Annotated in this window: 19 protein-coding genes; 16 read left to right on the top strand and 3 right to left on the bottom strand. The window is 63.2% G+C overall.

The annotated features are described in order from the left end of the window. Positions 1-63 precede the first annotated feature (63 nt). The 3 genes from GRI89_RS07080 to GRI89_RS07070 form a co-directional block, all read right to left on the bottom strand. Positions 64-639, bottom strand: a complete 576-nt coding sequence (locus tag GRI89_RS07080; RefSeq protein WP_159793574.1) for a hypothetical protein — start codon at positions 637-639, stop codon at positions 64-66. Positions 640-918: 279 nt separating this feature from the next. Further along, positions 919-1,608, bottom strand: coding sequence for a hypothetical protein (locus tag GRI89_RS07075; RefSeq protein ID WP_159793572.1), 690 nt, complete (start codon positions 1,606-1,608; stop codon positions 919-921). 130 nt (positions 1,609-1,738) lie between these two features. Continuing rightward, complete coding sequence (locus GRI89_RS07070) at positions 1,739-1,990, bottom strand: hypothetical protein (RefSeq protein ID WP_159793570.1); 252 nt, start codon at positions 1,988-1,990, stop codon at positions 1,739-1,741. A 717-nt stretch (positions 1,991-2,707) separates the two neighbouring features. Between GRI89_RS07070 and GRI89_RS07065 the strand changes: the two genes are divergently transcribed. From GRI89_RS07065 to rpmC, 16 genes are all read left to right on the top strand, one after another. Continuing rightward, on the top strand, positions 2,708-8,458 hold the full coding sequence (locus tag GRI89_RS07065) for an autotransporter outer membrane beta-barrel domain-containing protein (protein ID WP_159793568.1): 5,751 nt from the start codon (positions 2,708-2,710) through the stop codon (positions 8,456-8,458). Positions 8,459-8,528: 70 nt separating this feature from the next. Continuing rightward, positions 8,529-8,876: a hypothetical protein gene (locus tag GRI89_RS07060; RefSeq protein ID WP_159793565.1), complete on the top strand. Its 348-nt coding sequence runs from the start codon at positions 8,529-8,531 to the stop codon at positions 8,874-8,876. Positions 8,877-9,554: 678 nt separating this feature from the next. Next, positions 9,555-9,926, top strand: coding sequence for a 30S ribosomal protein S12 (gene rpsL / locus GRI89_RS07055; protein ID WP_159793563.1), 372 nt, complete (start codon positions 9,555-9,557; stop codon positions 9,924-9,926). 146 nt (positions 9,927-10,072) lie between these two features. Further along, positions 10,073-10,543: a 30S ribosomal protein S7 gene (gene rpsG, locus GRI89_RS07050; RefSeq protein ID WP_159793561.1), complete on the top strand. Its 471-nt coding sequence runs from the start codon at positions 10,073-10,075 to the stop codon at positions 10,541-10,543. 140 nt (positions 10,544-10,683) lie between these two features. Next, a complete protein-coding gene (gene fusA / locus GRI89_RS07045) occupies positions 10,684-12,777 on the top strand; it encodes an elongation factor G (protein WP_159793559.1) in 2,094 nt (697 codons plus the stop codon). 93 nt (positions 12,778-12,870) lie between these two features. Next, positions 12,871-14,061 carry an elongation factor Tu gene (gene tuf, locus GRI89_RS07040; RefSeq protein WP_159793557.1) on the top strand — a complete coding sequence of 397 codons (1,191 nt, stop codon included), beginning with the start codon at positions 12,871-12,873 and terminating at the stop codon, positions 14,059-14,061. A gap of 301 nt (positions 14,062-14,362) precedes the next feature. Beyond that, positions 14,363-14,674: a 30S ribosomal protein S10 gene (gene rpsJ / locus GRI89_RS07035; RefSeq protein ID WP_034905023.1), complete on the top strand. Its 312-nt coding sequence runs from the start codon at positions 14,363-14,365 to the stop codon at positions 14,672-14,674. Between the two features lie 183 nt (positions 14,675-14,857). Next, positions 14,858-15,751 (top strand): 50S ribosomal protein L3, encoded by an 894-nt coding sequence (gene rplC / locus GRI89_RS07030; protein ID WP_159793554.1) that lies wholly within the window; start codon positions 14,858-14,860, stop codon positions 15,749-15,751. 3 nt (positions 15,752-15,754) lie between these two features. Next, positions 15,755-16,378 (top strand): 50S ribosomal protein L4, encoded by a 624-nt coding sequence (rplD, locus tag GRI89_RS07025; protein WP_328598128.1) that lies wholly within the window; start codon positions 15,755-15,757, stop codon positions 16,376-16,378. Beyond that, positions 16,371-16,679: a 50S ribosomal protein L23 gene (locus tag GRI89_RS07020; RefSeq protein ID WP_159793552.1), complete on the top strand. Its 309-nt coding sequence runs from the start codon at positions 16,371-16,373 to the stop codon at positions 16,677-16,679. Before rplD ends, GRI89_RS07020 begins: the two co-directional genes overlap by 8 nt. An 11-nt stretch (positions 16,680-16,690) precedes the next feature. After that, positions 16,691-17,527 (top strand): 50S ribosomal protein L2, encoded by an 837-nt coding sequence (gene rplB / locus GRI89_RS07015; RefSeq protein ID WP_159793550.1) that lies wholly within the window; start codon positions 16,691-16,693, stop codon positions 17,525-17,527. Positions 17,528-17,533: 6 nt separating this feature from the next. After that, positions 17,534-17,809: a 30S ribosomal protein S19 gene (gene rpsS / locus GRI89_RS07010; protein WP_159793548.1), complete on the top strand. Its 276-nt coding sequence runs from the start codon at positions 17,534-17,536 to the stop codon at positions 17,807-17,809. After that, entirely contained in the window at positions 17,809-18,186 is a 378-nt protein-coding gene (gene rplV / locus GRI89_RS07005; protein ID WP_159793546.1) for a 50S ribosomal protein L22, read from the top strand. Before rpsS ends, rplV begins: the two co-directional genes overlap by 1 nt. Positions 18,187-18,188: 2 nt before the next feature. Next, positions 18,189-18,884, top strand: a complete 696-nt coding sequence (rpsC, locus tag GRI89_RS07000) for a 30S ribosomal protein S3 (protein WP_159793544.1) — start codon at positions 18,189-18,191, stop codon at positions 18,882-18,884. 21 nt (positions 18,885-18,905) lie between these two features. Beyond that, positions 18,906-19,340 carry a 50S ribosomal protein L16 gene (gene rplP, locus GRI89_RS06995; protein WP_159793542.1) on the top strand — a complete coding sequence of 145 codons (435 nt, stop codon included), beginning with the start codon at positions 18,906-18,908 and terminating at the stop codon, positions 19,338-19,340. Continuing rightward, positions 19,340-19,552, top strand: coding sequence for a 50S ribosomal protein L29 (rpmC, locus tag GRI89_RS06990; protein WP_159793540.1), 213 nt, complete (start codon positions 19,340-19,342; stop codon positions 19,550-19,552). Before rplP ends, rpmC begins: the two co-directional genes overlap by 1 nt. Positions 19,553-19,559 lie beyond the last annotated feature (7 nt).

The following is a 19,559-nucleotide window of genomic DNA, read 5'->3' as shown; positions in this document are numbered from 1 at the left end:
GCTTGTTTCATGCTCGCGCCTCCGCGCGGGCATGAAACAAAAAGACACCCGGAGCCACCAACCTTACTCTTTCCCCTTCTCCCCCTCCATCTCCGCCAGCACCTCGGCCTTGATCGCCTCGTACAGCGGGTGCCCGGGGCGCACGTTGCGCCAGTCGGGGGCGTACCGCTCGCCGCGGCGGTTCTTGAGGAAGAACATCACAAGGTTGTCGTTGAAGCGCCTCTCGCGCCCGAGGATATTGCCGCCCGAGACGACCCAGCGCATCTCCCCCTCGATCGCGCGGGCGAGGGCGCTGTCCTCCAGCCGCGCGATCCCCCGGTCGATCGCCATGTCCCACGCGGCGCGGAATTCCTCGGCCCCGGGCTTGTTGCGCAGCTTGTAGAGCGCCTCGAGACTGGCCCCGATGGAACGAGCCGCATCCTTGACGATCCCGCCCTCGGCCAGCGCCGCGATAAACGCCCGCTGCCGCGCCGACGTGATCGAGTTGCGCCGCGGCGCGACGTGCGCGACGGGTCGGAACCCGAGCAAGGGATCCCCCGGCTCGAGCGGCTCGTGGCGAAAGGCCATGTAGCTGGTGCCCTGGCGCGGGGTCTTACGGAGGGGGACGGGCGGTTTGGGTGAATTCGATTGATCGGTCATGCGCAACCTCCGCTATTCGAACGCGAAACTTGGACGCGGCAGCCAAAGGCCGGAGTCGAAGCCGAAGGCGTAGACGCCCAAAGGACAACTGCCCGGCCGTCGGCCGGCTAGGCCGGGTTGCGAAGCAGTCTCGCAGAGACAACCCAAGCCGGGCGGACGCCCGGCGCCCGGCGCCTGAGGGCGCAAACAAGCAATGTTGGATTCGGCTGGCATGCCTAGGGGTGGCATGAACAAGTGCTTGTAGGAAAGTGTTTTTCGTACCCGCCCCGGAAGCGTCGATCAGGGGTTCTCGCGGCGGAAGATGACCACGGCGGCGGTTGCCCGGGACCGGTCGATCGCCTCGCATTTCGGCAGCCAGGTGAGCAGGGTCCCGTTGGAGCGGAAATAGACGGTGCAGCCGGTGCCGGTCGTCACCTGGTAGTTCCCGTTGCGCAGGCGGAAGACAGGCAGGCCGTAGGCATAGCCGGACGTCTTCTGTTCGCTCAGTCCCTGTTCCCTGCGGAACGAAGCCATCGCACCGTCCGCCTGGTTTCTCTCACCCCTGCTGCATTGCTGGTTCGTATCGCTGCGATCGCCGTCGCGGCCATAATAGACGATGCAGCTCGGGCCGACGAGGACATGGCCGCGACCGTGACCGTCCATCACCACTTCTGGCGGACCATAGTGCTGGCCCGGATTGCCGAACCCGCCCGGAGGCGCTTCGCTGCCGGCATAGCCTTCCAGCCCCTGCTCGCGGCGGTATGCCGCCACCCCGGTATCCGCTCTCGAGACCTGGTTGCGTGAGCAGTTCGGATTGGATTCGCGCCGATTGCCGTTGGCATCGTAGTAGACGACGCAGTTGTTGCTGTAGGTCGCCTCGATCTCGCCGTTCGATCCGGCATAGATCTGCGGCGCTTCCTGCGCCTGCGCCTGGGCCAGCGGTACGACCGCGACCGTCAGCGCCATTGCCATGGTAATGCGTGTGTTCACTGGAATTGCTCTTCAATGAATATGGTCGCGGGCTTCCCCGCAAGACACCGGACATGCACCCTCTTCTTGCGGGTGTAGCTAGGTAAGGGCCGTAGGCAAGGCGCGTTGGCTGGTCCGACTTTGGAGCGCTTCACGGGGCGACTTTCACGACGGGCCGGAACCCGAGCAAGGGATCGCCCGGCTCGAGCGGTTCGTGGCGAAAGGCCATGTAGCTGGTGCCCTGGCGGGGCCGCCGCCGCAGGCAAGACGGCGGCTGCGAAGCGGGAGGTGGATCGCGTACAGCCGAGTCGGGCGACGAAGGGAGACGGTCCTCGGCGGACACATCGAAAGAGTCATCCCCAGTGGGGACGGGCGGTTCGGGGCTGTTGGATTCGGCTGACATGCCTAGGGGTGGCATGGGATGGGGCCGGTAGGAAAGTGATTTTCGTCTGGAATTGGGCCGTTTCCAGACTGTCAGCTTTTGAGCGACATGTGGGCTTAACCGACATTAGAATGTGCGGTGGAGATTCAACTCGCTATCGCTTCGCCCATAGCCGAAAAGACGAATTTCAAGCGGGATTAGTGGGACTACAAGGCACGCATTCTCGAAGAGGTCGACGAGCATTTTCACGAAGTGCGGCTTCATGGGACCGGAACACTCGATTCTGGCAAAATGATTGTTGTCCGGGAAAACGTTCGGCGGATTTGACGGTTCGCAAACCCTTTCAGAAGCGCGTTTATACCTCAAAGTTAATTCAAAATTTTCAAATTCCTTTCACAGATTGACGAGCAAGGCACGACGATCGTCGAAGCCATAGATTTTGAACAGGAATACGTCTCGTTGATTATGTCCCATGGCGCATCAATGCGCAGTAACCGAGCATCGTTCACTCGGCCACTTGCAGCTCTCCTCGTTTCGACTTCACTTGGGACTGTACTGTTCTCATCCCCGGCAAAAGCGCAGGATTGTACCGCGCTTACAACCTATCCGAGCAGCGGCTCGCAGATAGTGCAAGCCACGACAGAACTGACGCCGTCCGTCACAGGCAGCAACGGGGAAGGCGGCAGCTGGGACGGCGGGAATGGCCATGATGCGCCGAGCGCACCATCGCTCACTCTGTTGAATTGCAGCACCCTGCCGGCTTCGGCTTCGCTCTCGGCCGCGTCCTACGGTGGTTCTGGCGGGAGTGGTACGTCCGCGGTTGCGCCGGCAACGCCCGGAACGGGCGGTCGTGGCGGGGATGGTGGAACCGTCATCGTCGAGAATCTCGCGAACGGTGATGTCCCTGCCTGGGGCACGGGCCTGTTTGCCCTTAGCCAAGGGGGCAATGGCGGTCACGGCGGCGATGCCGACACATTCGGTAGTGGTGCCGATGGCGGGAATGGTGGGAATGGTGGCGACGTCTATGTAATCAATGACGGATCGGTCTCTACGATCAACGACCAGGCAGCTGGCATGTTCGGCCTTACCCAAGGTGGCACGGCAGGTTATGGGGGATCAGGCGGCTGGTTCTCGGGCAAGGGCGGCGACGGTGGCACGGGCGGCAACTCGGGCTCGGACGCAATCGGCGTCAACTCGGGTTCGGTCATTACCTCTGGAGTCAAGAGCCACGGCATCGCGATGCATAGTGTTGGCGGCCAAGGCGGCTATGGCGGGACAACTAACGGACTGTTCTTTGCGATGGGCGGGGATGGCGGCCCGGGCGGCCTTGGCGGCTTCGTTAGCGCATCGAACTCCGGGACAATCCTGACCACGGGCTACAACGCCAAGGGCATCGATGCGCTTTCCCTCGGCGGCGGCGGCGGTGACGGGGGCAGTGCCTACTCCGTCGGCGCATTCTTCGACGTCGCGATTGGCGGTTCGGGCGGTTATGGAGGCGATGCCGGCGTAGTCGAGGCTTTCAACAGTGGATCGATCAACACATCGGGTGTCGGTGGCATGGGCATCAGCGCCAAGTCGATCGGCGGCGGTGGCGGCGATGGCGGGTCGGCTTATGCCGTGTCTGTCGGAAGCAACTTCGCCTTCTCCTTCGCGATGGGCGGCAGTGGCGGCCATGGCGGGGATGGCAACATCGTCTCGGTGACCAACTACGCGGCTGGCAGCATCGTCACCGGCTCTGGTGACAACGACAGTCTCGACCTGTCTTCGGGCTCCAAGTTGCTCGGCGACTTCGCGACGGGCCTTCTGGCGCAGTCGATCGGCGGAGGCGGCGGCAACGCGCACACCGCCTTTACGGTCGCCGCTTCGGCGAGCGACGAAGCCAGCCTGTCAGTCAACGTCGCGCTCGGCGGCAGCGGTGGAGATGGCGGTCATGGAGGAGAGGTCGACGTACAGTCGGACGGCTCGATTGCCACATTCGGTCGCTTTGCCTCGGGCATCCTCGCTCAGTCGATTGGTGGCGGGGGCGGCAATGGCGGCCATACGTTCGCTGTCGATGTCGCGGTTGCGCCGATGGGAGGAACCCTATCGATCAACCTCGCCGGTTCGGGCGGCGGCGGCGGAGCAGGCGGCAATGTCTGGACCACCGTGTCGGGCGATATCACCACCGCCGGCATGTTCTCGAGCGGGATAATCGCCCAGTCAATCGCCGGCGGCGGCGGCAATGGTGGCCAAACGTTCGATTCATCAAACATGGTCGGTGACACCAGCATCAACCTCGGCGTGTCGATGGGGGGTGGCGGCGGAATCGGCGGCCAGGCCGGAGACGTGACGTCGATCCTGCAGGCCTCGGGGATCGTCGAAACCTATGGCGACATGGCGACGGGGATGCTCGCCCAGTCGACCGGCGGCGGCGGCGGAAGCGGCGGTTCGGTCCAGACCTACGCCGCAGGCATCCAGGCCGGCGACGGCATGGCGGCGAACATTGGCGTTAATCTTGGCGGCGGCGCCGGTAACGGCGGCGCGGGCGGCACAATCACGCAGACCGTCGATGGCACAATCACCACCTACGGCGTTATGTCGATGGGCGCGGTCGCCCAATCGATTGGCGGAGGCGGCGGCAATGGTGGCCACGTCTTCGCGGTTGACATCGCCGCCTCGGTCGACAGCGACATCGACGGCACCGAAGGCAAGGCGGTCAACGCCAACGTGAATGTCGGCGGCGCCGGCGGTGCTGGCGCCGATGGCGGCGACGTGACGCTCAAACTTGGTGGATCGTTCACTACCGAAGGGTCGCTTTCAACCGGTGCCCTGCTCCAATCGATCGGCGGCGGCGGCGGCAATGGCGGAAACGTCCACAGCTTTTCGCTCACGACGTCGGTGCCCAAGTCGCTCGGGGGACTCGGCAACCGGGTCGCCAACCTCGCGTCTTCCTATTTCGGCGAGACGTTCGACGGCAACACAAACCTCGATCTGACCGTCAACGTCGGCGGATCGGGCGGCGGCGGCGGCGTAGGCGGTGATGTCTATGCCCTGCTCGACGGCGGCACCATCACGACCTCAGGTTATCACGCCACGGGGCTCCACGCCCAGTCGATCGGCGGCGGCGGCGGCAACGGCGGAAGCGCGATTGCCAACGGCTTTGCGGGCCTGTCGACCGTCGGCATTTCCGTGAGTGTCGGTGGCCATGGCGGGGCGGGTGCGACCGGGGGCGACGTCACCATCAAGAACGAAGCCGACGTTGGCAATACAACCGTCCAGACTAGTGGTGAGCATAGCTACGGCATCCATGCTCAGTCAATCGGTGGCGGTGGCGGCGCTGGCGGCGCGACCGATTCCGCGAAATATACCGCATCGGTACTGACCGGTCTCAACCTGACCATCGGGGTCGGCGGTGTAGGCGGCACCGGCAATGTCGGTGGCGACATCCTTGTACGAGACGTGACAGCCCTTACGTCCGGCACCAATGCATACGGCATTCTCGCCCAGACGATCGGCGGCGGCGGCGGCAGCGGCGGCGCGGCCGACGGCAGCGGCACGGTCCAGGTCAAGATCGGGGGCAGCGGCGGCAGCGGCAATGATGGCGGCACGGTCACCATCAGGAACGCCCTCGCGCAAACAACCGGAGTCGGCTCAGCGGGCATTGTCGCCCAGTCGATCGGCGGCGGCGGCGGCAATGCCGGCGTTGCCAGCGCTGGTGGATGGAACAACTGGGTGGACGATGCAGCCAAAGCGATCGCCACCGACCTTAACGTAGATGTCGCTGGCGGTGACGGCGGCGGCGGCGATGTGATCATCGGCTGCGGCGCGGCCGGAGACCCCTCTACCGACACATGTGGCGTCAAGGTCAACACCTCAGGTGTGGTGGGGATCGGCATCGTCGCCCAATCGATCGGCGGCGGCGGTGGCCTGTTCCAAGTGTCGAACACTCTCGACACGCCACTCAATCTCAATCTCGGGAAATCGACCACTGGCTCGGGTGCCAGTGGCCGCGTGATCGTCAGCGACATCGGCGGCAATGGCAACATAGACGTTACAACGTCGGGTGAAGGCGCCATCGGAATCCTCGCCCAGTCGATCGATTCCGCGGGGGCAACAATCATCGCCGATAGCGCCCCCAATATCACCTCGGATGATTTCGGCATGCTCAGTGCGACGGCGGCCAATGGCGGCGTGCTGGTCGACCTGCAGGGTAAAGTGTCGACTACGGGGGGCAACGCCATCGGCATTCTTGGGCAAAGCCTCAGCAACGCCTATGTGATCATCACTCCCGACGGCGCGCAGCTTTATGGCAGCGCCGCATTGGAGACGACCGACAACAAGGCCGTCAACAACCTGACCATGCGGTCCGGTTCGTCTGTCACAACGACGGGCGCAAGCGCCCATGGCATCATGATGCAAACCGCCTCTGCCAATGGGGCGGCTTATGAAAACAACAAGGCCCTCGCCGGGGACTATACGGGTTACGGATACGACCGCGCGCAGACCATCGATATTGCGGGGAGCATCTCGGTGTCGGGCGATGATGCCTGGGGCATCTACTCGAACAACAGCTTCTGCTGCGGCACCGTGTCGGTCAGCGTCTACACGACCCATATCCTTCTGGAATCGCCCGGCACGATCACGGCTGCCGCCAACAGCGCTGGCGGAATCTACGTCGCGGACAATGGCAATGTGATTCTCGATATCACAGGGTCGATCATTGCCTACGGTGGGACCGCGATCGACGTGAACGCGGGCGACATCATCGCGATGAACCTCGACGGTACTATCGATGGTGATATCAGCGCGTCAGCGGCATCCATTTCGGTTCTGCTGGATGGGACGCTCAATGGCTCGCTCACCCTCAGCGATTATGGTGGGACCGTCTCCGTCTACAGCGTGGACGGGACGATCACTGCTGGCGACGATGGCTTGGCTCTTTCCACGGAGACCACCAGCGGGACGTTCGTCCTTGGCGACGTCAACGGCAAGATCACGGGCTTGGATCTCGAACAGTCATCGGGCGCATCGACTCTGATGGCACACGGCACGATCAACGGCACTATCGACGGGGCCTTCGATTACCAGTTCGGCACCTCGGCCGCAGCCCACATTCTCAACATTTCAGGCGACGGGGGCACGAGCGATTACATCAACGTTCGCTCGTTCCAGGCGGGCGGCCCGGACGGCGGGATCATCCTCAAACTCACGTCGCTCCCGACCGGCGATTTCGAGCCCAGCACGCTCATCTTCACCGATGGCGGGCTTTCAAGCGGCGATGCGAGTTCGGTCTACGGTCTCGTCACCCAGACGCTGGCAACGACATTCAATGTGAGCCTCGGCTTTAATCCCTATTGGTCGTCGGTCACGCTCGACAGCATCGACATCGACTTCACGCGGGCCGGGCTGACGGGCAATTTCGCGCAGATGGCCACGCTCGCCAACGCGCAAGTCGATGCCTATGCGACAGGCGACACGACGGTCACGTCAGACGACAATCTCGTCAAATATCTCCTGATGGGCGCCAACGAGACTGATCTCCAGCGCCTGCAGGATGAACTGACGATCATCGAGCCGTCGCTCCACTACGGCACCGCCCAGTCGGACGCCACTGCAATCCAGGCGGCATTGAACGACCTGCAGAGCTGCGGCGATACGCGCATGGCCTCCGTCAATCCGATCGTTCAGGGCGAGTGCTATTGGGCCAAGTATATCTGGCGCGACAATGAGCATCTCGATGGGGCGCAAAAGGACCACGCCAGCGGTCTGGCGCTCGGGCGCCAGTTCACCATCAACGATCGCGTCCACCTCGGCGTGAGCGGCGTTTTCGAAGACACGCGCTTCACCAGCGCCACCGCGCTGAGCGAAGGATCGCGTGTCGGCCTCGGCGCCATCTTGAAGTACAACACCGACAGCAACTTCGCATCGCTCTCCGTCTTGGGGTCGTACAGCTGGGCCGATGGCACGCGCAGCGTCACACTCCCGGTGGAACTCGGCGGCGAGACACTGACGGCCAACTCCGAGCACGAGGCGCTGACCTTCACTACCCGCCTGCGCGGTGGGCACCTCTTTGACCTCGGCTTTATCGACGTCACGACCCTGATCGATGCGGATATGTCGGTGCTGCACAATTACGGGTATACCGAAGATGGCGCGGGTAGCATGAACCTGACGGTCGCGCCGACCACCAATACAGTCTTCGACTTCCGTCCTGCGGCGCAAATCGGCAAGCATTTCAGCCTCGGCAAGATCAGCGTGCGCACCTATGCCGAACTCGGCTACCGCTTCCGCATCGGCGACCTGCACATGCGGGCCGGCATGGCCGAGGGCTACGACAGCAGTTTCTTCACCAAAGTCACATCGCATCGTGAGGATTCGTTGCCGACCTACGGTCTAGGCATGATCCTCGACCTGTCCGAAGAGCTCGAGGCGCGCGTGAACTACGACCTTGAGAAAGGTGGTCAGGATCGTCTGCAGAAGTTCAGTGCAAAACTGGCGTTCAAATTTTGACGAATGGCATCGGTTCAGCCGCAATTCTTGGCTGAACCGATCCAAACATGAAAATATGAGGAGACTTTCGGTGAAGCGGTGGCATGGCCTGGTTGCCCTTTTGGCATCTATATCGACTTCCGCGATGGCGGCGGACGGATTTACCACTTCCCTTTCGTCAACACCCGGCTTGAACGGCAATCAGGTTCCCGAAGTGGTGATCGTCGTTGACCGCCACCGGGATTCGCTCAGTCGACAATTGGTTCAGTCGACCGTGAGAAATATGCTCGGAAGTGTCGGAATTCGTCCGGATCTCATTGCCCTCCAATCCGTTGCTACCGCCGCGATTGACACGGCGAACGGCCAGGACGAGGGCGTGAGCACCATTTGCTACGAAACATGGTGCGCGCGAATCTACCTGGCTCCCGATGGCAACTAACACGCGTCCGGCATGAGTTCGTTGGTGCATTGTGCCTAGCTTTGCTAGAAGCCTGCGGAAATCCATGACAATTGATGATGTCCATCTAGCGGCCCAAGTTCGCCGATGTCTGCTTTCTTTCCGATAGTTGCCATTGGCTGAGCTTCTTAGCCAAGAAAAGCAGACGGTCCGCTATCAGGTATTCAAAAAAACGACCCTAATTACCGAAATTAGGGCGCATAGCTGATATGCCGTCTCCCTTGACCCGCACCACAACTCCCACTAAAGGCGCGCCCATCCGAACCGGGGTCTGACCCCGCTCGGGCAGATAGAGCTGAACATTGCCGGCTATGTCCCGGGGGCCTGGTGCCAGAGGAAACTCTGCGTGTGCCGAGGCTCTTTTCTATTGGCTCTTCTGAAAGGCCACCGGCCCCTGCCTTCGCAGGGGCTGCGCTCCCGAAAGGGGGCCTTTCGGGAGCTTGGGGCAGCCGTCAAAGTAACCCGGCGTTCGTGTTCGGGTGGAGTGTTTCAGGCTCGCAAGAAGCAAGATGGTCGCCTTTCGCGGCTCTCTTGTCAGCCTTGCCCCGGAATAAATCCGGGGTGACCCGGAAGTGAACCGGGTTAACGGGGCAGTGCGATCCTCTTTCTCTTCACCTTCGCGTTTGTGGCGCCACCAAACGGTGAAGAGAGAAAGTCTTAATGCCGACGATCAACCAGCTGGTCCGCAAGGGCCGCGAACCGCAGAAGGCCAAGTCCAAGGTCCCTGCGATGGAGCAGAACCCGCAGAAGCGCGGCGTGTGCACCCGTGTCTATACCACGACCCCGAAGAAGCCGAACTCGGCGCTGCGCAAGGTGGCCAAGGTTCGCCTAACCAACGGGCGCGAGGTCATTTCCTACATCCCCGGCGAGGGCCACAACCTGCAGGAGCACTCCGTGGTCCTGATCCGTGGCGGCCGTGTGCGCGACCTTCCCGGTGTGCGTTACCACGTGCTGCGCGGCGTGCTCGACACCCAGGGTGTCAAGGACCGCCGCCAGAGCCGCTCGAAGTACGGCGCCAAGCGTCCGAAGTAAGGTTTTCCCACTTGTCAGCCCGGTCCCGGAATTAATCCGGGATGGTCCGGGCCAGTGCTTCCTTCTCCCGCGCGTGCCGCCTGAAGTGAAGCACCGCCCCGGAACAAGTCCGGGGTGACTGGTCAGAGATTTTTGGAGACATAGAAATGTCACGTCGTCGTCGTCCCGAGAAGCGGGAAATCCTGCCCGATCCCAAGTTCGGGGATCAGGTGCTGTCGAAGTTCATGAACAACCTGATGTATGACGGGAAGAAGTCCGCCGCCGAGAAGATCGTGTACGGCGCGCTCGAAACCGTCGAGGCGAAGGCCAAGGCCGACCCCATCGCGCTGTTCCATGACGCGCTGAACAACATCAAGCCGCAGGTCGAAGTGCGTTCGCGCCGTGTCGGCGGCGCCACCTACCAGGTGCCGGTCGAGGTTCGCCCCGAGCGTGCCCAGGCGCTGGCCATCCGCTGGCTCATCTCGGCCGCGCGCGGCCGTCCGGAGACCACCATGTCGGCGCGCCTTTCGGGCGAGCTGATGGATGCGGCCAACAATCGCGGCAACGCGGTCAAGAAGCGGGAAGATACCCACCGCATGGCCGACGCCAACCGCGCGTTCAGCCACTACCGCTGGTAACGGCGGGCGGATTGCAGGCCGGCTCCTTCACCCGCTCATCCTGAGCCTGTCGAAGGATCCGGTCTTCAACCGGTCACATTATTAACTATATGGGGCGCGACCCTTCGCAGGGGCCCCCAATACGAACCGAGGAATTTTCCATGGCCCGCGAGTATCCGCTGGAGCGCTATCGCAATATCGGCATCATGGCGCACATCGACGCCGGCAAGACCACGACGACCGAGCGCATCCTCTACTACACCGGCAAGTCCTACAAGATCGGCGAAGTCCACGACGGCGCCGCGACCATGGACTGGATGGAGCAGGAGCAGGAGCGCGGCATCACCATCACGTCGGCCGCGACGACCACTTTCTGGCAGGCCGAGGACGGCCAGGGCCCGAAGCACCGCATCAACATCATCGACACCCCCGGGCACGTCGACTTCACCATTGAAGTCGAACGCTCGCTGCGCGTGCTCGACGGTGCCGTCGCCGTGTTCGACGGCGTCGCCGGCGTGGAACCGCAGTCCGAGACCGTCTGGCGGCAGGCCGACAAGTACCGCGTTCCCCGGATGTGCTTCATCAACAAGCTCGACCGCACCGGCGCCGACTTCTACTACTGCGTCCAGTCGATCATCGACCGCCTCGGCGCGCTGCCGCTGGTCCTCTACCTGCCGATCGGCGCGGAGAGCGACCTCAAGGGCGTGATCGACCTCGTCAACAACCGCGGCATCGTCTGGCAGGACGAGAGCCTCGGCGCGAAGTTCGACTATGTCGATATCCCCGCGGACATGGCCGACAAGGCCGCCGAGTACCGCGAGAAGATGATCGAGACGGTAGTCGAGCAGGACGACGACGTCATGGAAGCTTACCTGGAAGGTGAGATTCCGGACGCCGCGACGCTCAAGCGCCTCATCCGCAAGGGCACGCTGGCGCAGGCTTTCGTTCCGATCACCTGCGGCTCGGCGTTCAAGAACAAGGGCGTCCAGCCGCTGCTCGACGCCGTGGTCGACTACATGCCGAGCCCGCTCGACGTGCCGGCGATCAAGGGCGTGAAGCCGGACACCGACATCGAGGACAGCCGTCCGTCGAGCGACGATGCGCCGTTCGCCGCGCTGGCGTTCAAGATCATGAACGACCCGTTCGTCGGCTCGCTGACCTTCACCCGCATCTACTCGGGCAAGCTTTCGAAGGGCTCCTACCTCAACTCGGTCAAGGACCGCGACGAGAAGGTCGGCCGCATGCTGCTGATGCACGCCAACAGCCGTGAGGACATCGATGAAGCCTTCGCCGGCGACATCGTCGCGCTGGCCGGCCTTAAGGAAACCACCACCGGGGACACGCTCTGCGCCAAGAACGCGCCGATCATCCTCGAGCGGATGGAGTTCCCCGATCCGGTCATCGAGCTGTCGGTCGAACCCAAGACCAAGGCCGACCAGGAGAAGATGGGCATCGCCCTCAGCCGCCTCGCGGCCGAAGATCCCTCGTTCCGCGTCTCGACCGACCATGAATCGGGCCAGACGATCATCAAGGGCATGGGCGAGCTCCACCTCGACATCCTGGTCGATCGCATGAAGCGCGAATTCAAGGTCGAAGCCAACGTCGGCGCGCCGCAGGTGGCTTACCGTGAATCGCTCGCGAAGCCGGTGGACGTGGACTACACCCACAAGAAGCAGTCGGGCGGCTCGGGCCAGTTCGGCCGCGTCAAGGTCAAGGTCACCCCCGGTGAACGCGGCCAGGGCATCATCTTCGAGGATGCGATCAAGGGCGGCAACATCCCGCGCGAGTTCATCCCGGCGATCGAGAAGGGCATGCGCGAGCAGGCCGAGAGCGGTTACCTGGTCGGCTTTCCGATCATCGACTTCACCATCGAGCTGTACGACGGCGCCTACCACGACGTCGACTCCTCGGCGATCGCGTTCGAGATTGCCGGCCGCGGTGCAATGCGCGAAGTGGCCGAGAAGGCGGGCATCAAGCTCCTCGAACCGATCATGAAGGTCGAGGTGGTGACGCCGGAAGACTTCATGGGCGACGTGATCGGCGACCTGAACTCCCGCCGTGGCCAGATCCAGGGCACCGACAGTCGCGGCAACGCACAGGTGGTCGAGGCTTTCGTGCCGCTGGCCAACATGTTCGGTTACGTCAACGAACTGCGCTCGTTTACCCAGGGCCGCGCTCAGTACACGATGCAGTTCAGCCACTACGACGAGGTTCCGGCGAACGTGGCGCAAGAGGTCAAGGAGAAGCTTGCCTAAGGATTGGCAAGCGTCTAGGGGCGGCGCCTGATTCACCGGGTGCCGTTTCCGGCCTGATGAAATTCAATTCGACAGACAGAGGTTATAAGCAAAATGGCTAAGGCAAAATTCGAGCGGAACAAGCCGCACTGCAACATCGGCACCATCGGTCACGTCGACCATGGCAAGACCACGCTGACCGCCGCGATCACCAAGGTGATGGCGGAACTGAACGGCGGCGCCGCGGTCGATTTCGCGAACATCGACAAGGCTCCGGAAGAGCGCGAGCGCGGCATCACCATCTCGACCGCACACGTCGAGTATGAATCGGCTGCCCGTCACTACGCGCACGTCGACTGCCCGGGTCACGCCGACTACGTGAAGAACATGATCACCGGTGCCGCCCAGATGGACGGCGCGATCCTGGTCGTGAACGCTGCCGACGGCCCGATGCCGCAGACCCGCGAGCACATCCTGCTCGCCCGTCAGGTCGGTGTTCCGGCGCTGGTCGTGTACATGAACAAGGTCGACCAGGTCGACGACGAGGAAATCCTCGAGCTCGTCGAGCTGGAAGTTCGCGAGCTGCTCAGCTCGTACGACTTCGACGGCGACAACATTCCGATCGTCAAGGGTTCGGCCCTGGCCGCCCTCGAGGGCCGTGACGATGCCATCGGCAAGGATTCGATCGTTGCCCTGATCGAAGCCGTCGACGAATACATCCCGCAGCCCGACCGTCCCGTCGACAAGCCGTTCCTGATGCCGATCGAAGACGTGTTCTCGATCTCGGGCCGCGGCACCGTCGTCACCGGCCGTGTCGAGACCGGCAAGGTTCTGGTTGGCGACGAAGTCGAAATCGTCGGCATCCGCGACACGCAGAAGACCACGGTCACCGGCGTCGAAATGTTCCGCAAGCTGCTCGACAGCGGCGAAGCCGGCGACAACATCGGTGCGCTGCTTCGTGGCACGGGCCGTGACGATGTCGAGCGTGGCCAGGTTCTGGCCAAGCCCGGCTCGGTCACCCCGCACACCGAATTCAGCGCTGAAGTCTACGTGCTGTCGAAGGACGAAGGTGGCCGTCACACGCCGTTCTTCGCCAACTACCGCCCGCAGTTCTACTTCCGCACCACCGACGTGACCGGCGAAGTCATCCTCCCCGAGGGTGTCGAGATGGTCATGCCGGGCGACAACGTTACGATCTCGGTCAAGCTCATCGCGCCGATCGCGATGGACGAAGGCCTGCGCTTCGCGATCCGTGAAGGCGGCCGCACCGTGGGTTCGGGCGTCGTCTCGAGCATCACGAAGTAAGCTTCGGCTACAGGATTGGGGCTCGGCTCTCTACGGAGAGTCGGGCCCTTTCCTTTGCGGCTCGCGCCGCCGGTGGAACGCTCCGCCGAAAGTCGTCAGGTTCAGCTGGAATTTGCCGTTTTTCGGGGTTGTCAGGTCGCCGGCACATACGTATAGGCCCGCCCACAGACGGAGATTCGTCTCTGTCGAAAAGAATTCAGGGAAGGCCGCCCGTTCCGGAACTCCGGACCAAAGCGGGGCGGGCCTTTCTTTTTTGCGGACCGGAAACGGCTCGCTTGGCTCTTTCGCATCGGTACAGGACATGGAAGCCCAGAATATTCGCATTCGCCTTAAGGCGTTTGACCATCGCGTTCTCGACCAGGCCACTGGTGAGATCGCCGATACCGCCCGTCGCACGGGCGCGCTGATCCGGGGTCCCATTCCTCTCCCGACGCGCATCGAGAAGTTCACCGTGAACCGCGGCCCGCACATCGACAAGAAGTCGCGCGAGCAGTTCGAGGTGCGCACCTACAAGCGGCTGCTCGACATCGTGCAGCCCAACGCCCAGACCGTGGACGCGCTGATGAAGCTCGACCTGGCCGCCGGCGTGAACGTCGAGATCAAGCTGGCTTGATTTCGATGCGGGCCGCAAGGCTCGCGGACTTAGGGATACCTCCGGCATTTGCCGGGTAAGCGTCCCCCGTCTCGCTCTCCCGCAAGGGTGAGCAATTTTCAGCCCGGACGGGGCGACGCATGACAATCGGGCTGGCAAGCCTCTCGGGATGGTCCCGACAGGCCTCTGTAAGGAGATTGGATCATGCGCACTGGCGTGATCGCGAAAAAAGTCGGGATGACCCGCCTGTTCCAGGAGGACGGCCGCCACGTGCCCGTCACCGTCCTGGCGCTGGAAAATTGCCAGGTCGTGTCGCATCGCACCGCCGAGCGTGATGGTTACGTCGCGCTTCAGGTCGGTTCGGGCGAGGCCAAGCAGAAGAACGTCAACAAGCCGCAGCGTGAGCACTTCGCCAAGGCCGAAGTTCCGCTGAAGATGAAGGTCGCCGAATTCCGCGTCGATGACGAGGAAGGTCTCCTTCCCGTCGGCGCGACCATTTCGGCCGAGCATTTCATCGCCGGCCAGAAGGTCGACATCACCGGTCACACGCAGGGCAAGGGCTTCGCCGGCGCCATGAAGCGTTGGGGCTTCGGGGGCCTTCGCGCCACCCACGGTGTTTCGGTCAGTCACCGTTCGCACGGTTCGACCGGTAACCGCCAGGATCCGGGCAAGGTCTTCAAGAACAAGAAGATGGCCGGCCACATGGGCGACCGTCAGCGCACCCAGCAGAATCTCGAAGTCGTGCGCACCGACGCCGACCGCGGCCTGATCTTCGTCAAGGGCTCGGTGCCCGGCACGAAGAACTCGTGGCTGCTGGTTCGCGACGCTGTGAAGTTGCCGATTCCCGAAGGCGCGCCGTTCCCCGGTGCGATCCTCTCGGCCAAGGGTGAGCATCTCCCCGAGCACGAGGAAGCTCCGGCCGGCATGGTGGAGCACGCCGCCGAGCACGAAGTTCACCCGGAGGTCTCCCCCGAAATGCAGGTCCAGCTTCTCGAAGAGCAGCAGGCCGGCGCCGGTGACGAGACCACTCCCGCGGTTGGCGAAACCAACGAAGCTGAGGGCAATGCGCCCGCAGCCGACGAAAACAAGGAGGGCTGAGCCGTGAAGGTGAAGGTCCAGAAAATCGACGGCAAGGCCGCCGGTGACGTCGAGCTCAACGACGCCGTGTTCGGTGTCGAGCCGCGTGCCGACATCCTGCACCGCGTCGTCACCTGGCAGCTCGAGAACCGCCGCGGAACCGCCCGCCCGACGCGTGAGCGTTCGGACGTGGCCCGCACGGGCAAGAAGTGGGGTCGCCAGAAGGGTGGTGGTACCGCTCGTCATGGCGACCGCAGTGCTCCCGTGTTCATCGGCGGTGGTAAGGCCCACGGTGCGCGCAAGCGCGAGTTCGAGCAGTCGCTCAACAAGAAGGTCCGTGCCCTCGGCCTGAAGATGGCGCTCTCGGCTAAGGCCAAGGACGGTCTCGTGATCGTCGACAGCCTCGAGTTGAAAGACGCCAAGACCAAGGCCCTGGCCGAAACCTTCGGCAAGAACGGCTGGAACGGCAAGGTTCTGGTGATCGACGGCGAAGCGGTGACCGACAGCTTCAAGAAGGCTGCGGGCAACCTGCCGGGCGTAAACGTCCTGCCGGCCGCCGGCGCCAACGTTTACGACATCCTGAAGCATGACACGTTGGTCCTCTCCAAGGCCGCGGTCGAAAAGCTGGAGGCGCGTTTCAATGGCTAAGAAGCAGGAAATCGACGCCCGTCACTACGACGTGATCCTCGCTCCGCACATCACCGAGAAGTCGACCATGGCTTCCGAGCATAACGCGGTGGTGTTCAAGGTCGCGAACGACGCCACCAAGCCGCAGATCAAGTCTGCGGTCGAGGCCCTGTTCGACGTGACCGTGACCGGCGTGAACACGCTCGTGACTAAGGGCAAGAGCAAGCGCTGGAAGGGCCGTCCCTACAAGCGCACCGACGTCAAGAAGGCGGTCGTCACCCTGAAAGACGGTGACTCGATCGACGTCACCAGCGGGATCTGAGGGCAGGAACAATGGCACTCAAGCACTATAATCCGACGAGCCCGGCGCGCCGCGGCCTCATCCTTGTCGACAAGTCGGGCCTCTACAAGGGCAGCCCGGTCAAGTCGCTCACGGAAGGCAAGCGCAAGACCGGTGGCCGCAACAACAAGGGCCACGTCACCAGCCGCGGTATCGCGGGCGGTCACAAGCAGAAGTACCGCTATGTGGACTTCAAGCGCCGCAAGTGGGACGTAGAAGGCACCATCGAGCGGCTCGAATACGACCCGAACCGCACGGCGTTCATCGCGCTCGTCAAGTACGACGACGGTGAGTTGGCCTATATCCTCGCGCCGCAGCGCATCGCAGTCGGTGACAAGGTCATCGCCGGCGAGCGCGTCGACGTGAAGCCGGGCAACGCCATGCTTCTCGGCCAGATGCCGGTCGGCACCATCTGCCACAACGTGGAGATGAAGCCGGGCAAGGGCGGCCAGATCGCCCGTTCGGCGGGCACCTACGTGCAGCTGGTCGGTCGCGACCGTGGTCTCGTCATCGTCCGCCTCAACTCGGGCGAGCAGCGTTACCTGCGTTCGGACTGCATGGGCACGGTCGGTGCGGTGTCGAACCCCGACAACCAGAACCAGAACCTGGGCAAGGCCGGCCGCAAGCGCTGGATGGGCCGCCGTCCGCTGACCCGCGGCGTGGCCAAGAACCCGGTCGACCACCCGCACGGCGGTGGTGAAGGCCGCACCTCGGGTGGCCGTCATCCGGTTACCCCGTGGGGCAAGCCGACCAAGGGCGCCAGGACCCGTCACAACAAGCAGACGGACAAGATGATCATCCGTTCGCGTCACGCGAAGAAGAAGAGGTAATCGGACATGGCTCGTTCCGTCTGGAAAGGTCCTTTCGTCGACCTTCACCTGCTGAAGAAGGCGCAGACCGCCCAGGAAGCTGGCGGCCGCGCGCCGATCAAGACCTGGTCGCGCCGTTCGACGATCCTGCCGGATTTCGTCGGCCTGACGTTCAGCGTCTACAACGGCCAGAAGTTCATTCCCGTGTCCGTCAACGAGGATATGGTCGGCCACAAGCTCGGCGAGTTCGCGCCCACGCGCAATTTCCCGGGTCACGCCGCCGACAAGAAGGGTAAGCGCTGATGAGCAAGCAGAAAGCCCCCCGTCGCGTCGGCGACAACGAGGCGCTGGCTGTCGGTACCACGATCCGTGGTTCCGCGCAGAAGCTGAACCTCGTTGCCGGCCTGATCCGCGGCAAGAAGGCCGAAGAGGCCATGAACATCCTCGCCTTCTCGAAGAAGGCGATGGCGGTTGACGCTCGCAAGGTGCTCGCTTCGGCGATCGCCAATGCCGAGAACAACCACAACCTGGATGTCGACGCTCTGGTCGTGGCGGAAGCTTCGGTCGGCAAGTCGATAACCATGAAGCGCTTCGCGACGCGCGGTCGTGGCAAGTCCACCCGTATCCTGAAGCCGTTCAGCCGGCTGCGGATCGTCGTCCGCGAGCAAGAGGAGGCCTGATCATGGGTCATAAATCCAATCCGATCGGCCTGCGCCTGCAGATCAACCGTACCTGGGACAGCCGCTGGTACTCCGAGGGCCGCGATTATGCGCAGCTGCTCAAGGAAGACATCGAGATCCGCAAGTACATCCTCGAGAGCCTGCCGCAGGCGGCGATCTCGAAGGTTGTCATCGAGCGTCCGGCCAAGCTGTGCCGAGTGTCGATCTATGCCGCCCGTCCGGGTGTCATCATCGGCAAGAAGGGCGCCGACATCGAGAAGCTGCGGCTCAAGCTGTCGAAGATGACCGAAAGCGAAGTGAAGCTGAACATCGTCGAGATCCGCAAGCCGGAAATCGATGCCAAGCTGATCGCTCAGGGCATCGCCGACCAGCTGGTTCGCCGTGTTGCCTTCCGTCGTGCGATGAAGCGCGCGATGCAGTCGGCCATGCGTCTCGGTGCCGAAGGCATCAAGGTGATGTGCGGCGGTCGTCTCGGCGGCGCCGAAATCGCCCGCGTCGAGCAGTACCGCGAAGGCCGCGTGCCGCTCCACACACTGCGCGCCAACGTCGATTACGCCGAAGCCGAGGCGCTCACCGCCTACGGCATCATCGGTATCAAGGTTTGGGTCTTCAAGGGCGAGATCCTCGGCCACGACCCGACCGCTCAGGACCGGCTGATGATGGAGGCTCAGACCTCCGGCGTCCGCCCGGCCCGCTGATTGCTGGATTGAGTAGAGACAATGCTGCAACCGAAGAAAACCAAGTTCCGCAAGGCGTTCAAGGGCCGGATTCACGGCAACGCCAAGGGCGGCACCGCGCTCAATTTCGGCTCCTACGGGCTGAAGGCGATGGAGCCCGAGCGGATCACCGCGCGCCAGATCGAGGCCGCGCGCCGTGCGATCACGCGCCACATCAAGCGTCAGGGACGCTTGTGGATCCGCGTGTTCCCCGACGTGCCAGTGTCGAAGAAGCCGGCCGAAGTCCGCCAGGGCAAGGGCAAGGGCGCGATCGAATACTGGGCTGCTCGCGTTAAGCCGGGCCGCATCCTGTTCGAACTCGACGGCGTTCCCGGCCCGCTCGCCGCGGAGGCTTTCAGCCGCGCGGCGATGAAGCTGCCGATCAAGACCAAGGTCGTTGCCCGCCTGGGTGACACCTCGCACCTGGGAGGCGAATGATGGCCACCAAGACCGAAGACATGCGCGCCAAGAGCGATGACCAGCTCAGCCAGCAACTGGTCGAGCTGAAGAAGGAGCAGTTCAACCTGCGCTTCCAGGCCGCGACCAACCAGCTTGAGGGCAAGGGTCCCGCGCGCATCCGTGAAGTGCGCCGCGAGATCGCCCGCATCCAGACGCTGCAGGGCGAACGCGCCCGCGTGGCGGCGAAGTAAGGAACCA

The sequence above is a fragment of the Croceibacterium salegens genome, assembly GCF_009827435.1.
In the GTDB taxonomy this organism is placed as follows: Bacteria; Pseudomonadota; Alphaproteobacteria; order Sphingomonadales; family Sphingomonadaceae; genus Croceibacterium_B; species Croceibacterium_B salegens.
The sequence above is the reverse complement of the archived record's forward strand: the minus strand, read 5'-3'. Positions and strand labels throughout refer to the sequence as shown.

Excerpts from the sequence above, each read along its gene's own strand:
- GRI89_RS07080 (WP_159793574.1), bottom strand. The coding sequence starts at position 639 with ATGACCGATCAATCGAATTCACCCAAACCGCCCGTCCCCCTCCGTAAG.
- GRI89_RS07070 (WP_159793570.1), bottom strand. The coding sequence starts at position 1,990 with ATGTCAGCCGAATCCAACAGCCCCGAACCGCCCGTCCCCACTGGGGAT.
- rpsL (WP_159793563.1), top strand. The coding sequence starts at position 9,555 with ATGCCGACGATCAACCAGCTGGTCCGCAAGGGCCGCGAACCGCAGAAG.
- rpsG (WP_159793561.1), top strand. The coding sequence starts at position 10,073 with ATGTCACGTCGTCGTCGTCCCGAGAAGCGGGAAATCCTGCCCGATCCC.
- fusA (WP_159793559.1), top strand. The coding sequence starts at position 10,684 with ATGGCCCGCGAGTATCCGCTGGAGCGCTATCGCAATATCGGCATCATG.
- tuf (WP_159793557.1), top strand. The coding sequence starts at position 12,871 with ATGGCTAAGGCAAAATTCGAGCGGAACAAGCCGCACTGCAACATCGGC.
- rpsJ (WP_034905023.1), top strand. The coding sequence starts at position 14,363 with ATGGAAGCCCAGAATATTCGCATTCGCCTTAAGGCGTTTGACCATCGC.
- rplC (WP_159793554.1), top strand. The coding sequence starts at position 14,858 with ATGCGCACTGGCGTGATCGCGAAAAAAGTCGGGATGACCCGCCTGTTC.
- GRI89_RS07020 (WP_159793552.1), top strand. The coding sequence starts at position 16,371 with ATGGCTAAGAAGCAGGAAATCGACGCCCGTCACTACGACGTGATCCTC.
- rplB (WP_159793550.1), top strand. The coding sequence starts at position 16,691 with ATGGCACTCAAGCACTATAATCCGACGAGCCCGGCGCGCCGCGGCCTC.
- rpsS (WP_159793548.1), top strand. The coding sequence starts at position 17,534 with ATGGCTCGTTCCGTCTGGAAAGGTCCTTTCGTCGACCTTCACCTGCTG.
- rplV (WP_159793546.1), top strand. The coding sequence starts at position 17,809 with ATGAGCAAGCAGAAAGCCCCCCGTCGCGTCGGCGACAACGAGGCGCTG.
- rpsC (WP_159793544.1), top strand. The coding sequence starts at position 18,189 with ATGGGTCATAAATCCAATCCGATCGGCCTGCGCCTGCAGATCAACCGT.
- rplP (WP_159793542.1), top strand. The coding sequence starts at position 18,906 with ATGCTGCAACCGAAGAAAACCAAGTTCCGCAAGGCGTTCAAGGGCCGG.
- rpmC (WP_159793540.1), top strand. The coding sequence starts at position 19,340 with ATGGCCACCAAGACCGAAGACATGCGCGCCAAGAGCGATGACCAGCTC.